The sequence below is a fragment of the Streptomyces phaeofaciens genome (assembly GCF_014648915.1).
In the GTDB taxonomy this organism is placed as follows: Bacteria; Actinomycetota; Actinomycetes; order Streptomycetales; family Streptomycetaceae; genus Streptomyces; species Streptomyces phaeofaciens.
The window spans coordinates 314,980-330,254 of the sequence record NZ_BMSA01000003.1; the positions used below are offsets into that span (position 1 = coordinate 314,980).

The 15,275-nt window shown below is 72.7% G+C and carries 13 protein-coding genes; 5 read left to right on the plus strand and 8 right to left on the minus strand.

Annotated elements, in window-relative coordinates; translation table 11 throughout:
- Positions 1-22 precede the first annotated feature (22 nt).
- On the minus strand, positions 23-1,288 hold the full coding sequence (locus IE275_RS08330; protein WP_189709274.1) for a glycoside hydrolase family 26 protein: 1,266 nt from the start codon (positions 1,286-1,288) through the stop codon (positions 23-25).
- 165 nt (positions 1,289-1,453) lie between these two features.
- Here IE275_RS08330 and IE275_RS08335 point away from each other — a divergent pair, with 165 nt between their 5' ends.
- Together IE275_RS08335 and IE275_RS08340 are read left to right on the plus strand one after the other, a co-directional pair.
- Positions 1,454-2,731, plus strand: a complete 1,278-nt coding sequence (locus IE275_RS08335) for a carboxylate--amine ligase (protein WP_229870155.1) — start codon at positions 1,454-1,456, stop codon at positions 2,729-2,731.
- A gap of 37 nt (positions 2,732-2,768) precedes the next feature.
- Positions 2,769-3,998: an NAD(P)-binding domain-containing protein gene (locus IE275_RS08340; RefSeq protein WP_189709276.1), complete on the plus strand. Its 1,230-nt coding sequence runs from the start codon at positions 2,769-2,771 to the stop codon at positions 3,996-3,998.
- Between the two features lie 46 nt (positions 3,999-4,044).
- Here the strand turns inward: IE275_RS08340 and IE275_RS08345 are convergent, their stop codons facing one another.
- The 3 genes from IE275_RS08345 to IE275_RS08355 form a co-directional block, all read right to left on the minus strand.
- A complete protein-coding gene (locus IE275_RS08345; protein ID WP_189709279.1) occupies positions 4,045-5,070 on the minus strand; it encodes a chaplin in 1,026 nt (341 codons plus the stop codon).
- 74 nt (positions 5,071-5,144) lie between these two features.
- Positions 5,145-5,384, minus strand: a complete 240-nt coding sequence (locus IE275_RS08350; RefSeq protein WP_189709281.1) for a chaplin — start codon at positions 5,382-5,384, stop codon at positions 5,145-5,147.
- A gap of 301 nt (positions 5,385-5,685) precedes the next feature.
- Complete coding sequence (locus tag IE275_RS08355) at positions 5,686-6,096, minus strand: rodlin (RefSeq protein ID WP_189709283.1); 411 nt, start codon at positions 6,094-6,096, stop codon at positions 5,686-5,688.
- A 241-nt stretch (positions 6,097-6,337) separates the two neighbouring features.
- Here IE275_RS08355 and IE275_RS08360 point away from each other — a divergent pair, with 241 nt between their 5' ends.
- Positions 6,338-6,748 (plus strand): rodlin, encoded by a 411-nt coding sequence (locus IE275_RS08360; RefSeq protein ID WP_189709285.1) that lies wholly within the window; start codon positions 6,338-6,340, stop codon positions 6,746-6,748.
- A 190-nt stretch (positions 6,749-6,938) separates the two neighbouring features.
- Positions 6,939-7,346, plus strand: coding sequence for a rodlin (locus tag IE275_RS08365; protein WP_189709287.1), 408 nt, complete (start codon positions 6,939-6,941; stop codon positions 7,344-7,346).
- A gap of 81 nt (positions 7,347-7,427) precedes the next feature.
- Here IE275_RS08365 and IE275_RS08370 read toward each other — a convergent pair whose 3' ends face one another.
- From IE275_RS08370 to IE275_RS08385, 4 genes are all read right to left on the minus strand, one after another.
- Positions 7,428-8,963, minus strand: a complete 1,536-nt coding sequence (locus IE275_RS08370) for a vWA domain-containing protein (RefSeq protein ID WP_189709289.1) — start codon at positions 8,961-8,963, stop codon at positions 7,428-7,430.
- Between the two features lie 141 nt (positions 8,964-9,104).
- Entirely contained in the window at positions 9,105-9,959 is an 855-nt protein-coding gene (locus IE275_RS08375; protein WP_189709290.1) for an ABC transporter permease, read from the minus strand.
- Positions 9,956-12,598: a CocE/NonD family hydrolase gene (locus IE275_RS08380; RefSeq protein WP_189709292.1), complete on the minus strand. Its 2,643-nt coding sequence runs from the start codon at positions 12,596-12,598 to the stop codon at positions 9,956-9,958. Before IE275_RS08380 ends, IE275_RS08375 begins: the two co-directional genes overlap by 4 nt.
- 111 nt (positions 12,599-12,709) lie before the next feature.
- Positions 12,710-14,107, minus strand: a complete 1,398-nt coding sequence (locus tag IE275_RS08385) for an APC family permease (protein ID WP_189709294.1) — start codon at positions 14,105-14,107, stop codon at positions 12,710-12,712.
- 334 nt (positions 14,108-14,441) lie between these two features.
- On the opposite strand from IE275_RS08385, the gene IE275_RS08390 reads away from it, so the two are divergent.
- Positions 14,442-15,272, plus strand: a complete 831-nt coding sequence (locus tag IE275_RS08390; protein ID WP_189709296.1) for an SCO4651 family lipoprotein — start codon at positions 14,442-14,444, stop codon at positions 15,270-15,272.
- Positions 15,273-15,275: the final 3 nt, after the last annotated feature.

The following is a 15,275-nucleotide window of genomic DNA, read 5'->3' on the forward strand; positions in this document are numbered from 1 at the left end:
CCTGCCGTCACCGCACCGCGGTTCACCTGGTGCGCGACCACCGGTCGACGGGGACGCACAGCCGGCCGCCGAGCCAGTGCTCGATCCATGCGCCGAGGTCCATCGGCGTGCAGTCCGGCGGGGTCGTGGGTTCCGTGGGGGGCGGGGTGGCCGGATCCAGGGGGGTCGTGGGTTCGCCGGGGGCCGTGGACGCGGGTGCCGGCGGTTCGACGGGGGTCGCCGGCCGGTCGGTGCGGCCCGAGAGGACCGAGCGATAGACCTCGGAGGCCTTCGGGTTGCGCCCGCACTGCCAGACGCCGTGCGGGCAGTAGTCGGTCAGCGTGTGGTAGAGCGGCTGCTGCTCGTCCATCCACGCGAGCATGCGCCGCATGTACTCGGGGTTGTCGCCGTTGCGGAAGAGTCCCCATTCGGGATACGAGACGGGCTTGCCGTGGGCTCGGGCGAAGTCCACGTGCGCCTGAAGTCCGTAGGGTTCACCGACCTGTTCGTCGAAGGACAGGCCGGCCGGCTGGTCGTAGGAGTCCATGCCGACGACGTCGACCGTGTCGTCGCCGGGATAGCACTCGGTCCACGCGATCGCGTCCTTGCCGCGCGACGGCGTGAAGTCGAAGGCGAACCTCTGGCCCGGCACGGACCGCATCGTCGTGACGATCCGGTTCCAGTACGCCTTCCACGCCCCGGGGTCGGGGCCGCAACGGTGGGTGTACGTGGTGCCGTTCATCTCCCAGCCGAGCACGATCACCGTGTCCGGCACCTCCAGCGCGACCAGCCGCTCGGCCAGCGCCCGGAAGTGGTGGTCGAACAGGCCCTCGGCACCCTGCCGCAGCAGCGTCCGCACCTCGTCGTCCGAGACCCCCTCCTCGTTGCGTTCCATCATGGGCACGTTGAGGACGAGCATCCGGTCGGCCTTCTCCCGCCGCCAGTCCGCCCAGACGTCGAGGAATCCTGGCGGGCCCTCGATGTTCCGCCACCGGTCGCCCGGCAGATAGGTGTGGCCGACCCGCAGTTCGGCGCCGCCCAGCCACTCGCCGAGCTGGGCGATCCGGGCCACGCCCCAGGCGCCGTAGTCGAGGTAGGCGCCGAAGGCCGGGGCCTGCCGCGCGGGGGCGGCCGGGGTGGGAGCGGGCAGGTCGGAGGCGGCCGGGACGGGAGCGGGCGGATCCGCCGGCCGCACCGCTCCCGCTCCCGCGGCGAATCCGGGACCGGCCGCGAGGGCGGCGGTCGTCGCGACCGCGGCCGCGACGACGGCCAGCCGCCGGGACCGGCCACGTCGCTGATGTGGAGCCATACGTGCTCCTTTCTCCACTCTCACGGTGCCACGCGTCATTCGTACGCATTAATGACACTCAGTCATATGAAAGTCACACCAAAAGGACCACCGCCACCGCCGTTACGGCTTTCGAGTGCCCCGCTGGCCCATTTCGGTGACCCGACCCCTGAAGACCGGAGAGAAATGCCCGTGTCGCTGCTCGACACCCGCGTCCCCGCCGTCCTGCTGCGGATCGACCGGAACCCCTTTCACCACGGAACGCTGGGTGCCGTGCGCTCGCTCGGCCGGGCCGGAATCGACGTGCACGTGGTCGCCGACTCGACGGGGAGTCCGGTACGCGCGTCCCGGTTCGTACGCCAGTTGCATCCTCCGCCGCCGCCCGGCGCCACCCCGGCCGACATCGCCGCCGTCCTGCTGCGGGCGGCCGCCCGGATCGAACGGCCCGCCGTACTGATCCCGATGGACGACGCGGGCGCGCTCGCGGTGAGCGGACTGCGCGAGGAGCTGACACCCGCCTACCTGCTGCCCGAACAGCCCGCCGCGGTGCCCGAACAGGTCGCGGACAAGGCCGAGTTGGCCGGGCTGTGCGCGGCGGCGGGCGTGCCGCACCCGGTGACGGTGGTCCCGGACAGCGCCTCGCAGGCGGCCTCCGCCGCCGGCCGGCTGGGACTGCCGGTGGTCGCGAAGTGGAGCCGGCCCTGGCTGCTGCCGGCCGGCAGCGGACTGCGCAGCACGGCCGTCGTGCGCTCCCCGCAGGAGGCGCGCGACCTGTATCTGCGCACCGAGGAGGCCGGCAGCCGGCTGCTCCTCCAGGCGTTCCTGCCGCCCGGCCCCGACCGCGACTGGTTCTTCCACGGGTACGCCGACCGCTGCGGCACCCTGCGCGCCGGCGGCCCCGGCCGCAAGCTCTCCGCCTGGCCGCGCGGCGCCGGACTGACGGCCGTGGGCGAGTGGGCCGAGAACCCGCGCGTGCGGGCACTCGCCGAACGGCTCACCGACCGGCTCGGCTACCGCGGCATCCTCGACCTCGACTTCCGCCGCTGCGGCACCACCGGCGACTACCACCTGCTCGACTTCAACCCCCGGCCCGGCGCCCAGTTCCGGCTCTTCGCCGACACCGCCGGACTGGACGTCGTCCGCGCACAGCACCTGGATCTGACCCACCGTCCGCTGCCGGCCGGCGAGGCGCTGCCCGGGCGGGCGTTCGTGGTGGAGAACTACGCGCCGCTGGCCGTGCTGCGCCGGGCGCCGCACGGCCGCGAGCTGGCCTGGCACGCCGCCGACGACACCGCTCCCGGGCGGGCGATGTGGCGCCTGTGGTGCGCCCATGTCACCCGCCGGCTGCTGGCCCGCGTCCGCCGCCCCGGCCCCGCCGCCCCCGCCGCCCCGGCCCCGCCGCCCCCGCCGCCCCGGTCCGGGCGCGGGTGTGCCGCCAGGCGCCGCCCCCGGCCGCCGAGATGACCGGACCGACCGACGACGAGAAGGCGGGCAGCCGCTGATGGACGACCTTCTGGTGGTGGGCGCGGGACCGTACGGTCTGTCGATCGCGTCGCACGCCGCGGCCGCCGGGCTGAGCCTGCGCGTCCACGGCCGGCCGATGGCCTCCTGGCGCGACCACATGCCCCGGGGCATGTTCCTGAAGTCCGAGCCGTGGGCGTCCCACCTCTGCGACCCGGCCTCCCGCTGGCGCCTCGACACCTACTGCGCGACCCGGGGCGTGCCGACCCGGCACGGCGAGCCGATCCCGGTGGAGACGTTCGCCGCGTACGGCCTGTGGTTCGCCCGCCATGCCGTCCCCGAGGTCGACGAGCGCACGGTGACCCGGATCGCCCCGCGGCCCGGCGGCTTCGAGGCGGTCACCGAGGACGGCACGACCCTGCACGCCCGGACGGTGGCCCTCGCGGTCGGCGTCATGCCCTTCGTGGACATACCCGCCGCCCTGCGCGGCCTGCCCGCCGACCTCGTCTCGCACAGCAGTCACCACACCGACCTCGACCGTTTCCGCGGCCGGGACGTCACGGTGATCGGCGGCGGCCAGGCGGCCCTGGAGACGGCGGCCCTGCTCGCCGAACAGGGCACCCGGGTACGCGTGCTGGCCCGCGCCGGGCGGCTCCACTGGAACGACACGCCACCCGCCTGGGAACGCCCCTGGTGGCGGTCGGTCCGCTCCCCGCACAGCGGCCTCGGCCCCGGCTGGCGCAACTGGTTCTACGCCGAACGGCCCGGCCTCTACCAGCGGCTCCCCGAGCCCGCCCGGACACGGATCGCGGCCACGGCCCTCGGACCGGCCGGCGCGTGGTGGGTGCGCGACCGTGTCGAGGGCGCCGTGGAGATACGGCTCGGCCAGAACGTGACGGCGGCCCGCGCGGTGGCGGGCGGGGTGCGGCTGGAGCTGGCGGGCGGCGGCTCCGTCACGACCGGCCACGTCATCGCGGCCACCGGCTTCCGGGCCACCCGCGACCGGCTCGGCCTGCTCTCCGACGAACTGCGCGACTCGCTGGCCACGGCCGCCGACGGCTCGCCCCGGGTCGGGCGGGACTTCGAGTCCTCCCGCCCGGGTCTGTTCCTGGCCGGCCTCCTGACGGCGGCCGCCTTCGGCCCGGCGATGCGCTTCGTCCACGGCGCGTCCTTCACCGCGGACACCCTGGTCCGGGGCGTACGGCGCCGACTGCGCACCGGTGTGCCGGGCGGGACGCTCCCGGCACCGGCACAGGTCGTACGGGACTGACCGGAGACGGGTGCCGGGCGCGCGAGGCGTCCGGCACCCGGCACGGTCAGCGACGGGACGCGGACCGGCCCCGGCGGTAGAGGATCGCGCCACCGGCGATCAGGACGGCACTGACACCGGAGGCCGCCAGCAGCGCCTCCCGCTCGCTGCCGGTGTGCGGCATCTGCGGCCGGTCGGGACCGCCACCGTTGTGGTCACCGCCGGTGTCACCGCCACCGCTGTGGTCGCCACCGTCGTGACCCCCACCGTCGTGACCGCCTCCGTCGTGGTCACCACCGGAGTGGTCGCCACCGGAGTGGTCACCGCCGTAGGGGGGCGGAGTGGGGTGGTCGTCGTCGCCACCGTAGGGCGGCGGGGTCGAGTGACCACCGCCGTACGGAGGCGGGGTGGAGTGGTCGTCGTCGCCACCGTACGGAGGCGGGGTCGAGTGACCACCGCCGTACGGAGGCGGAGTGGATTCGTCGTCGCCACCGTACGGAGGCGGGGTCGAGTGACCACCGCCGTACGGAGGCGGAGTGGATTCGTCGTCGCCACCGTACGGAGGCGGGGTCGAGTGACCGCCACCGTACGGAGGCGGGGTGGAGTGGTCGTCGTCGCCACCGTACGAAGGCGGAGTGGAGTGACCACCGCCGTACGGAGGCGCAGTGGAGTCGTCATCGTCGTCGTAGGAAGGCGGGGTGGAGTGGTCGTGCTCGTCCCCGTATCCGTACCCGGCGTCGGAGCCGGAGTCGCCGTAACCGGAGTCCGAGCCCTCGTGCTTCGAGCCGCCGCGGCCCGAGTCGTCGTCGTGGTCCCGCGCGGCCGGCGTGCGGTCCTTGCGGGGGGCGGCCGGGGAGTCGGCACAGGAGTTCCCCGCGGCGGGGCCGAGCGCGGCGGCGGCGGCCGGGTTGCCGCATGCCTTCACCGGCATGTCCGCCGGGTCCTGGACGTTCTTGCCCGACAGCACGCCGGGTGAACTCTTGGGCGCCCCGCCCGCGTGCGAGTCCGCGAACGCGGTACCGCCGGCGCACAGGGACAGAATGCTCGTCGCGGCCGCCGCCGCGACCATTCCCTTACTCAGCGTCTGTCGCAAGATCCTTGTCTTCCTGCTTGAAGAAGTGGGAAAGCCGGCCTCGGCCCGGGCCCCGCGGCCGGCGGTACGCGTCGTCAGCCGTTGCTGCAGGTGGTGCCGAACACCGGGTTCAGCCCGCCGATGACGGTGATCGGGTTGGCGCAGAAGTTCAGCTGGGCGTTGACGGGGATCTGGACGACGTTGCCGGACAGGAATCCGGGGGACCCGACGGCGACGCCGTGGGCGCCGGTGCCGGTGCCGGTGTCGGCGAAGGCCGGGGCGGCTCCGCCGAGGGCCAGGACCAGGCCCGCGACGACTGCTGCGCTCTTCTTCATGACTTTCCCTTCTCTGCGGTCATGCCTCGTTGACGGTTCGTAACCGCGCAGGCGCAACGGTCCGCTCGCACCGCGACCCACAGGCTGCACACGAGAGATAGACAGGGAAGGAACCCCGCGAACGCCCGTCACCCCGCATTTCACTCGAATACCTTCATACAAACAACTCGTATGGACTATCGAAGGAGAAACACTTCACCTGAGCAGTGGAGGATGAATTGACAGAGCGCCGGAATGATGCGGGGCAAAAAAAACCGCCGGACGGCTCGCAGGAAATGCGAGCCGTCCGGCGGCAGAGGCGTCAGCCGTTCTGAAGGCCGTTGCCCGAGAGGGCCGAGATGTCGCTCAGGAGGTGCGACAGCGGCTCGTCGCCCTTGGCCTGGGTGCTGTTCTCGGCGCACTGCTGGTTCTGCGGGGCCGACAGGACGTTGACGTCCTGGACGCCGACCGGGACCCCGCCGAGGAGTCCGCCGACGTTGGCCTTGACCGGCACCCCCAGGCAGAGCTTGTTGAGGGAGCTCTGGACCAGAGTGGCCTGCGGGCTCATGTCGCCCTTGGTCACGGAGTTCCCGAACGACTCGTGCGCGCCGTTGCCGCTGGCGGAGGTCGTGCCGGCGTCGTCCCCGATGGCAAGCGCCTGGGGGGCGGCCGCCGCCGACGCACCGACGACAGATGCGGCGACCGCCGCCGCGGCCATTGCCTTCTTCAGCATTTCTCGCGTCCTTTCCATGTCCCGGCACCGATGCCGGGACCCTGTACCTGCCCCCGACTCAACCGGGCCCGCCGGGAATGGTTGCGGCGCTTCACCCGATAGGAGTTCCGGCCAGGGATTTCCGGCCCGGCCGGGCGCTCCCCGCAATAGGCCATCGGAGTGAAGCGCAGGAACCAAATCCGGCGAGTGGAGTTGACCAGAGCGCTCCGGTGGACGGGGTTTCTCCAGAAGGGACTTGCAAGTGATCAAGAAGGTATTGGCCAGCGCCGCGGTCGCCGTTTCCGTCGTCGGTGCCATGGCTGCCGCCGCTGCCCCCGCACTCGCCATCGGCAACGACAGCGGCACCACGTCCGCCAGCGGCAACGGCGCCCACCAGGAGTTCGGCAACTCGGCCACCTACGGCAACATGAGCCCCCAGATGGCGCTCATCCAGGGCTCCCTCAACAAGCCCTGCATCGGCCTGCCCGCCAAGTTCAACGTCGGTGGCATCCTCGGCGGAGTCCCGGTCGCCGTCCAGGACATCAACGTCCTGTCCTCCCCGCAGAACCAGCAGTGCGTCGAGAACTCCACCCAGGCCAAGGGCGACGAGGCACTGTCGCACATCCTGGACGACATCTCCCTGCTCGCCGGCAACGGCGTCGCCAACCACTGAGTTCCGTCCCGACAGCGGGCCGCCGGATTCACCGGCGGCCCGCTGTCCGTGCGTCCGGACGAGGGGCGCGTGGCACTCGTGCCGGATGCGCTGCTCCAAACGGGGCAAAGCCCGCAACTTTCCCCGGGTGGAAGGCATTAGGCAGCACGCAGCTCCTCCCCCGGAGTCCGCTTTTCGAAAGGGAACGAACATGAAGAAGCTGTGGGCAACCGCGGCTGTCGCCGCCTCCCTGGCCGGCGTCGCGATCGCCTCCGCTCCGCAGGCCCTGGCCATCGGTGACGACAGCGGCACGACCTCCGCCAGCGGCAACGGCGCCTCGTCGGAGTTCGGCAACTCGGCCACGTTCGGCGACATGAGCCCGCAGCTCTCGCTGGTTCAGGGTTCGCTGAACAAGCCGTGCGTGGGTCTGCCCCTGAAGGCCAACGTCGGTGGCCTCGGTGGCGTGGTCCCGGTCGGCGTCCAGGACCTCAACATCCTGTCCTCCCCGCAGAACCAGCAGTGCGTCGAGAACTCCACCCAGGCCAAGGGCGACGAGCCGCTGTCGCACATCCTGGACGACATCTCGGCCCTGTCGGGCAACGGCCGCGGCAACGGCTGACGCCTCCCGCACCGCCTCGGCGGGTCACCGGTTATCCGGTGGCCCGCCGTTCGCGTTGGGCGCGGTCCGTGGGGCCGGGGTTCAGCGGCTCGCCGGCTCCGCCTCGTCGCCGTAACCGGCCCGGTCCGCCTTGTCGGCCTCGTGGATGGCCTCGGCGAGCTGCTCGACGTCGTCGTCCTCGGTCAGGTCGGCCAGGGTGTCGGCCCGCTCGGCCAGTTCACGCAAGGAAGGGGCGTCCGGCAGCGGGGTGTCCGGGTGGCGCAGGGCGTCGGCGAAGTAGGCGGCGGTCGCGGCGACCTGGAAGCGGGCGGGCGCGTCGTCGAGGCCGTCGTGCAGGGCGTCGGTCTCCAGTTGGCCGGAGGTCTCGTGCGGGGTGCGGGTGCGGGGGTCGAGCCAGCGGACGGTGGCGGTGGCGAGGTGGCCGTCGGCGCCCGGCTTCGTGCGGACGGCGTAGAAGGCGGTGACGGTGTGACCGGGGCCGACCTCGCCGCCGTCGACGCGGTCGTCGCGGAAGTCGTCGTCGGCGACGCGGCGGTCGTCGTAGCCGACGAGGCGGAAGTCGGCGACCGTCTCGGGGTCGAAGGCGACCTGGGCCTTGGCGTCCCGGGCGGTCAGGTCGATGTTGCGCGGGAGTTCCTCGGAGAAGACCGTGCGGGCGTCGTCCTCGGTCGAGACGTAGGTGGTGTGGCCGTCGCCCTTGTCGGCGAGGCGCTCCATCAGGGCGTCGCCGTAGTCGCTGCCGACGCCGACGCCGAAGAGGGTGATGCCGTCCTCGCGGCGGGCGGTGGCGATGCGTTCCAGGATCGAGTCGGCGTCGGTGTCGCCGGTGTTGGCGAGGGCGTCGGAGACGAGGACGACCCGGTTGGTGGCGCCCTCTCGCAGGCCCTCGACGGCGGTCTCGTAGCCGGCTTCGACGCCGGCGCCGAGGTTGGTGGAGGACAGGGGTTCCAGGCTGTCGATGGCGTCGTGGACGCGGCCGCGGCGCTCGCCGAGGCGGGTCATCGGCAGAACGGTCTCGGCCCGGTCGCTGAAGGTGACGATGGCCACCGAGTCGTCGTCGCGGAGCCGGTCGGTCATGGTGCCGAGGGCGTACCGGGCGAGGTCGAGGCGGCCCGGGTCGCCCATGGAGCCGGAGACGTCGATGACGAAGGTGAGGGCGGCGGGCGGCCGTTCGTCCCGGCTTTCGGCCGGGCGGGTGGCGAGGCCGACGCGGACCAGGGACCAGTCGTCGTCGCCGGTGCGGGCGCCGCCGACGGTGACCGAGAAGCCGTTGCCGTCGGGCCGCTCGTAGTCCTGGCGGAAGCTGTTGACGAACTCCTCGGGGCGGACCGTGGAGGGGTCGGGCAGCCGGCCGTCGGCGAGGGTGCGGCGGGCGTAGCCGTAGGACGCGGTGTCGACGTCGAGGGCGAAGGTGGAGAGGTGGTCGGGGTTCGCCTCGCGGGACGTGCCGTCCTCGTCCATGTCCTGGCCGCTGCCGCCCCTGGGCTGGGCCGGGGCCGGGAAGCCGTCGGCGCGGTCCGCGCCGCTGCTCGCCGGGTCGCCCGCGCTGCACCCGGTGAGCAGCAGCCCGGTGGCCGCGGCCAGGGCGAACAGATGCCGTGTCCGGTGGGTCTTCATGTGCCGTGCCCCCTGTGTCCGTCGATGTCTGTGACTGTGACGGGGCGGGGGGCCGGAACGTGCGCCACGGGGTGTTGCGGATGGGTCTCGAAGCGGGCACGGAAACGGCCCGCCGAGACCGGTGGGTGATCTTCCGTTGACCTACGAGACGATGTCCTTGCGGGCGAAACCCCTGAAGGCCAGGGCGAACAGCACGACGGCGTACGTTACCGAGACCGCGGCGCCCTGGATCATGCCGGACCACTCGGGGGTGGGCTGGACGGCGTCGGCCCAGGCGAACTGCCAGTGCGCGGGCAGGAAGTCGCGCCAGTCGCCGAGGGCGGTGACGGCGTCCAGGACATTGCCGACGATGGTCAGGCCGACCGCGCCACCGACCGCGCCGAGCGGGGCGTCGGTCCTGGTGGACAGCCAGAACGCGAGCCCGGCGGTGACCAGTTGGGAGACGAAGACGTAACCCACCACGATCACCAGCCGCTGGGCGGCGGTGCCGGAGTCGAGTGCGCCGCCGGTGGGGAGTTCCAGCGGGCCCCAGCCGTAGGCCGCGCTGCCCACGGCGAGGGCGACGACCGGCAGCAGGATCATCGCGGCCAGGCTGAGGCCGAGGCCGACGACGAGCTTGGACCACAGCAGGCGGGCCCGGGGCACGGGTGCGGCGAGCAGATAGCGCAGGGAGGACCAGCCGGCCTCCGAGGCGACCGTGTCGCCGCAGAACAGGGCGACCGGGATGACCAGCAGGAAGCCCGCCGAGACGAACAGGTTGACCGCGGCGAAGTTGGCGGCCGAGGCGGTCGCCGTGTCCATCAGGGTCACCTGGTTGTTGCGGCCGCCCGGCTCGCCGCCGATGGCGAAGGCGATGAGCAGGACGAACGGCAGGGCGGCGAGGATCGCGCCCATGACGAGCGTGCGGCGGCGCTTGAGCTGGCGGGCCAGTTCGACGCGCAGGGGCAGGGTGTGGCCTGCCCGGTAGCCGGAGGCGACCTCGGTGAGCGTGCTCATGCGGAACCTCCGATCAGGGTGAGGAAGGCGTCCTCCAGGCGGCGGTGCGGGCCGACCGAGGTCACGGGCACGTCGAGCCGGACGAGTTCGGCGACCAGGCGCTGGGCGGTGCCGTCCGCGTCCAGGCGGACGAGGAGTCCGTCGTCGGTGACGAGCGCCGAGGCGATGCCGGGCAGCGCGGCGACCTTCTCCGCGACCGGCTCCTCGACGGGGGTGACGGTGCCGACCAGGAGCGTGTCGCCGGAGCCGACGATCTCGGCGACCGGGCCCGCCTGGACCAGTCGTCCCCGGTCCATGACCACGAGGTGGGTGCAGGTCTGCTCGACCTCCGCCAGCAGATGGCTGGAGACGATCACCGTGCGTCCGGCGGCCGCGTACCGGATCATCACCTCGCGCATCTCGCGGATCTGCGGCGGGTCGAGGCCGTTGGTCGGCTCGTCGAGGATGAGGAGGTCCGGAAGGCCGAGCATGGCCTGGGCGATGGCGAGCCGCTGGCGCATGCCCTGGGAGTAGGTGCGCACCGCGCGGGCGAGGGCGTCGCCGAGGCCGGCGATCGCCAGGGCCTCGTCCAGGTGGGCGTCCTCGGCCGGGCGGCCGGTGGCCCGCCAGTACAGCTCCAGGTTGTCCCGGCCGGAGAGGTGCGGGAGGAAGCCCGCGCCCTCGACGAAGGCGCCGACGCGGGAGAGCACGGGGGCGCCGGGGCGGATGGCGTGGCCGAAGACGCGGATCTCGCCGTCGTCCGGCTTGATCAGGCCCATCAGCATGCGCAGGGTGGTCGTCTTGCCGGCGCCGTTGGGGCCGAGGAGGCCGAGCACCTGGCCCTTCTCGACGCGGAAGGAGAGGTCGCGGACGCTGTAGCGGTCACCGCCCGCGTACTTCTTGCCGAGGCCGGTGATCTGGAGGGGGACCTCGGCCTGCGCCGGGTCGGGGGCCGGGCCGGCGGTGCGGCGGCGGCCGGTGAGCAGCAGGGCCAGGGCGAGCCCGGCGCCGGCCAGGGGCAGCCACCAGACCCAGGACGGGAGCGGGGCCGCGGCGGTCGTCACCGCGGGGGCGGTCGGGACCGACAGGTCGCCCTTCAGGGAGACGGTGTACGTCGCCGGGGCGGTCGGGGAGGCGTAGCCGAGGTCCGTGGAGGCGAGGACCAGGCGCAGCCGGTGGCCCTCGTCGATGTCGTGGTCGATCGCCGGGAGGGTGATCGTGACGTCCTTGCCGGCCTCGGCGCCCTCGACGCGGACCGGGGCGACCAGTTGGGAGGGCAGGACCTGTTGGGTGCCGTCGGCGCCGACGTCGTACACCTTGGCGAAGAGGACGGCGTCGTCGGAGGTGGACCGCACGTGGACGGTGGCCGTCGGGGAGCCGGTGATGCGCAGGTCGCCGGTGACCGGGGCGGACTCGAAGGCGGCGAACTGGCCGGGGAAGTCGAGGGAGACGCCGACGCCGAGGGAGGAGAGCTGGGAGAGTCCGCCGCCGCCGAGGCCGGGCAGGGCGGAGACGGCGGGCGGGTTGGCGCCGGCCGGGTTGGCGACGCGCTGTGCGCCGCCGGTGAGCGCGATGGAGCGGTCGTCGCCGGTCAGGCCGGGGTAGCTGTCCGCGCTCGCGCCCCTGAGCCGGGCGGCGCCGTCGGTGGAGTCGATGCCTCCGGTGCGGGTGACGCGGAAGGCGGGGCCGGTGTCGGCGGCCGTGTCGTCCTTGAGGTACCGGTCGAACCAGGAGGTCACCCGGGCCTCTATCCGGCCGCTCTCCAGGTCTCCGCCGTCGTGGCCGCCCGCGATCCAGTCGACGTCGACGGGGGCGCCGTTGGCGCGGATCGCCTTCGCGGCGGCGTCGGACTGGGCGAGGGTGAAGAGGGAGTCGGTCTGGCCCTGGACGAGGAGGGTGGGGACCTTGATGCGGTCGGCGACGGCGGACGGGGAGCGTTCTTCGAGCAGCGCGCGTGCCGCGGCGTCAGGGGTGCCGGACTCGGCGACCCGCTCGTACATCGCGCACAGGGTGGGCTCGAACTTGGCGCAGCCGCCGGCGGTGTTGAAGAAGACGCCGGTCCACAGCTTCTTGAACACGCCGTCGGGGAACAGGGCGTCGGCGAGGTTCCAGTAGGTGATCGCGGGGGCGATGGCGTCGACCCGGTCGTCGTACCCGGCGGCGAGGAGGGAGATCGCGCCGCCGTAGGAGGCTCCGGCGACGCCGACGCGCGGGTCGCCCGCCGCGTCGAGCCGCACCTGGGGCTGCTGTGCCAGCCAGTCGATCAGCCGGGACACGTCGGCGACCTCGGCCTTCGGGTCGTTGAGCCCGATCTTGCCGGTGGACCTGCCGAAGCCGCGCGCCGACCAGGTCAGTACCGCGTAGCCGTCGCGGGCGAGGTCCTCGGCCTGCTGCCGGACGTCGTCCTTGTCGCCGCCGAAACCGTGGCCGAGCAGGACGGCGGGCCGGCGGCCGGCCGCCGCGGAGGTGAAGTAGGAGGTGTCCAGCCGGACCCCGTCCACCGTCATCACCCGGTCGGTGTGGCGCACCGCGGGCGTGTCGTCGTCGGAGGCGACGGCCGTCCACGTACCGGCACCGGCGAGGACGATCACGGCGGCCGCGGCGGCGAGAAGCCGCCCGGGCCGCCGTGGTCCCCGCAGACCGGGCAGTCGAAGATCCATGCTTCAACGGTACGGGGTCAACCTGTCGGAACGTTGTCGACCGGAGGCCGAACTCGGGGCCATCCCGGGGGTGTACGGGGCGGGGCCGCCGTACACCAGGCGCGGTACGTGTCAGGCCCGCGCGTCCTCCGGGAGGGAGATCAGCCAGCGGGTGGCGCGGCGGGGGCGGAGGTAGAAGGCCCAGTAGAGGGTGGCGGCGGCGGTGATGCCGCCGGTCCACAGGAGATAGGCGGTCTCCTGCTGGGTGAGGATGTAGGCGAGGACGGCGATCAGCAGGACCGGCACGGCGGGCCACAGCGGCATGCGCCAGGCGGGGACGTGGCGGTGGGAGTCGCGGCGGGCGAGCAGGGCGGCGACGGCGACCAGGAGGTACATGCCGGTGACCGAGACGCCGGTGACGCCGTACAGGGTGTCGAGGTTGACGAAGCACAGGGCCGCGCCGGGGACGCCGACGGCGAGGGTGGCGACCCAGGGGGAGCCGAAGCGGCCGAGTTTGGCGAAGACGTTGTTGACCGGCTCGGGCCAGGCCTTGTCCCGGGCGGAGGCGAACAGGACACGGGAGTTCTGGATGACCATGACGATGCCGGCGTTGATGATCGCGAGGGCCACGCAGAGGCTGACGAAGGTGCCGACGGCCGAGTTGGACCAGGCGGTGACCATGGAGCCGATGTCCCCGCCGGTCAGCTCCGAGAGGTCGGAGGCGCCGAAGGTGATGGCGACGACCGGGACCAGGATGATCACCGAGGAGATGGCGAGGGTGGCCAGGACCGTGCGGGCGACGTTGCGGCGCGGGTTCTCCAGCTCCTCGGAGAGGTAGACGGCGGTCGAGAAGCCCTGGGTGACGAAGAGGGCGATGGCGAGGCCGGAGACGACGAGCGCGGCGGTGACGGTGTCGGTGTGGCCGTCGGCGCCGGACACCTGCATCGACAGGAGGCTGCCGGGGCCGCGGTGGCCGTGGGCGAAGCCCAGCACGGCCACGACCGCCGCCGCGATGACCTCCAGGACCAGGAAGACGCCGGTGATCCAGGCGTTGGCCCGCAGGTCCAGCAGGCCCGCGAGGGTGGCGAGCAGCATCACGCCGGCTCCGGCCACGGACGGGTCGAGGTGGACGAGGGGGGCCAGGTAGTCGGCCGTGCCCATCGCGATCACCGGCGGGACGATCATGACGACCAGCAGGGAGAGGACGAAGACCAGCCAGCCGGCGAGGCGTCCGGCCAGCGTCGAGACCATGGCGTACTCGCCGCCCGCGCTGGGGATGAGGGTGCCCAGCTCCGAGTAGCAGAACGCCACGGCGATACAGAGCAGTGAGCCGATCGCGATCGTGAGGGCGGTCGCGGTGCCGAGCGAGCCGAACAGGTCCGGGACGACGACGAAGAGGGTGGAGGCGGGGGTCACGCAGGACAGCGTCAGAAGGGTGCCGCCGACGACTCCGATGGAGCGCTTGAGCTGCTGGGGACTGTCGGGTGCCTGAGGGAGGGCGGTCTCGACAGGGCGGAGCGTGTCGGTCATGCGGCGGTTCCGATCGACTCGTGCGGCGAGGTGAGGGGCGGGAGCGCTATCGCCTCCGGCGGCTTGGGTCGTACCTGGTTCGTCCACTCCCGGCGGCTGCATGGAATCCCAACGGAAACCGGTGCGTCAATAGCGGTTTACCTACGGAATTCGTAGATCAAATCGCCCCGTGATCGCGGATACGGCAGTTCGAGTCGGAATATTGGGCTCGCTCGGGACGTGCGGGAACCGCAGGGGCGGGCGGCAAAAAACGTGAGGCCGTCCGGCATGCGGGCGTGTCAGTGTGTCTCGTTGGAGTGCGGGGATCACAGGCGATTCACAGGGGTGGGGACGAATGAAGCCGAGACACAGTGCTGCCTGGGCGGGGGCCGCGGTGGTGGCGCTCGTGGCGACCGCGGGGTGCGGCACGAAGGCGGCCGAGGGGGCGGCCGAGGCCGTGGACCGGAGCGCGGCGATCATGGCGGCGCTGACGCGGGCGACCGACCGGGCCGATCAGGTCGGCTCGGCGCAGGTCGAGATGACCACCGATCTGGGCACCGGCACCCCGATCGCGATGGACGGCACGTACTCCTGGGGCGACGGGTACGCCTACGACGTCCAGATGGACACGAAGGCGTCGCAGATGCAGACGTTGCAGGACGCCCCGACGATCCGCACGCTGCTCGTGGACGGCGCCTACTACTACGACGTCGACCCGCAGCCCTCCGGCCCGCTCGCGGGCAAGGAGTGGATGAAGGTCGACGCCTCGGCCGTGTTCGGCGAGCAGGGCGCCCAGGCCCTCAGCGGCAGCAGCGGCAGCCCGGTGGCCTCCCTGAAGGGCCTCAAGTACGCCGAGGACGTCGACGACCTGGGCACGGAGACCGTCGACGGGAAGCGCACGACCCACTACCGGGCGACGATCGACTCGTCCCGCATGGGGAAGTTCAAGGACGCCCTCGGCGACGAGAACGGCCTCCTCGGCGCGACGACCGGCGGCGTGGACTCGATCACCGTCGACATCTGGGTCGGCGACGACGACCTGCCGGTGCGCATCCTCCAGGTCATGGGGGCCATGAAGGTCACCGTCGACTTCGAGAAGTTCGGCGCCACGGCCGAGGTGAAGGCCCCGCCGGCCGCGCAGACCGGCGACCTCACCGAGGCGATCAAGGACGCCTCCGGCCGGTAGACC

What these genes read in the sequence shown, in the direction of transcription:
- IE275_RS08330 (WP_189709274.1), bottom strand. Translation starts at nt 1,288, where the DNA reads ATGGCTCCACATCAGCGACGTGGCCGGTCCCGGCGGCTGGCCGTCGTC.
- IE275_RS08335 (WP_229870155.1), top strand. Translation starts at nt 1,454, where the DNA reads ATGCCCGTGTCGCTGCTCGACACCCGCGTCCCCGCCGTCCTGCTGCGG.
- IE275_RS08340 (WP_189709276.1), top strand. Translation starts at nt 2,769, where the DNA reads ATGGACGACCTTCTGGTGGTGGGCGCGGGACCGTACGGTCTGTCGATC.
- IE275_RS08350 (WP_189709281.1), bottom strand. Translation starts at nt 5,384, where the DNA reads ATGAAGAAGAGCGCAGCAGTCGTCGCGGGCCTGGTCCTGGCCCTCGGC.
- IE275_RS08355 (WP_189709283.1), bottom strand. Translation starts at nt 6,096, where the DNA reads ATGCTGAAGAAGGCAATGGCCGCGGCGGCGGTCGCCGCATCTGTCGTC.
- IE275_RS08365 (WP_189709287.1), top strand. Translation starts at nt 6,939, where the DNA reads ATGAAGAAGCTGTGGGCAACCGCGGCTGTCGCCGCCTCCCTGGCCGGC.
- IE275_RS08370 (WP_189709289.1), bottom strand. Translation starts at nt 8,963, where the DNA reads ATGAAGACCCACCGGACACGGCATCTGTTCGCCCTGGCCGCGGCCACC.
- IE275_RS08375 (WP_189709290.1), bottom strand. Translation starts at nt 9,959, where the DNA reads ATGAGCACGCTCACCGAGGTCGCCTCCGGCTACCGGGCAGGCCACACC.
- IE275_RS08380 (WP_189709292.1), bottom strand. Translation starts at nt 12,598, where the DNA reads ATGGATCTTCGACTGCCCGGTCTGCGGGGACCACGGCGGCCCGGGCGG.
- IE275_RS08385 (WP_189709294.1), bottom strand. Translation starts at nt 14,107, where the DNA reads ATGACCGACACGCTCCGCCCTGTCGAGACCGCCCTCCCTCAGGCACCC.
- IE275_RS08390 (WP_189709296.1), top strand. Translation starts at nt 14,442, where the DNA reads ATGAAGCCGAGACACAGTGCTGCCTGGGCGGGGGCCGCGGTGGTGGCG.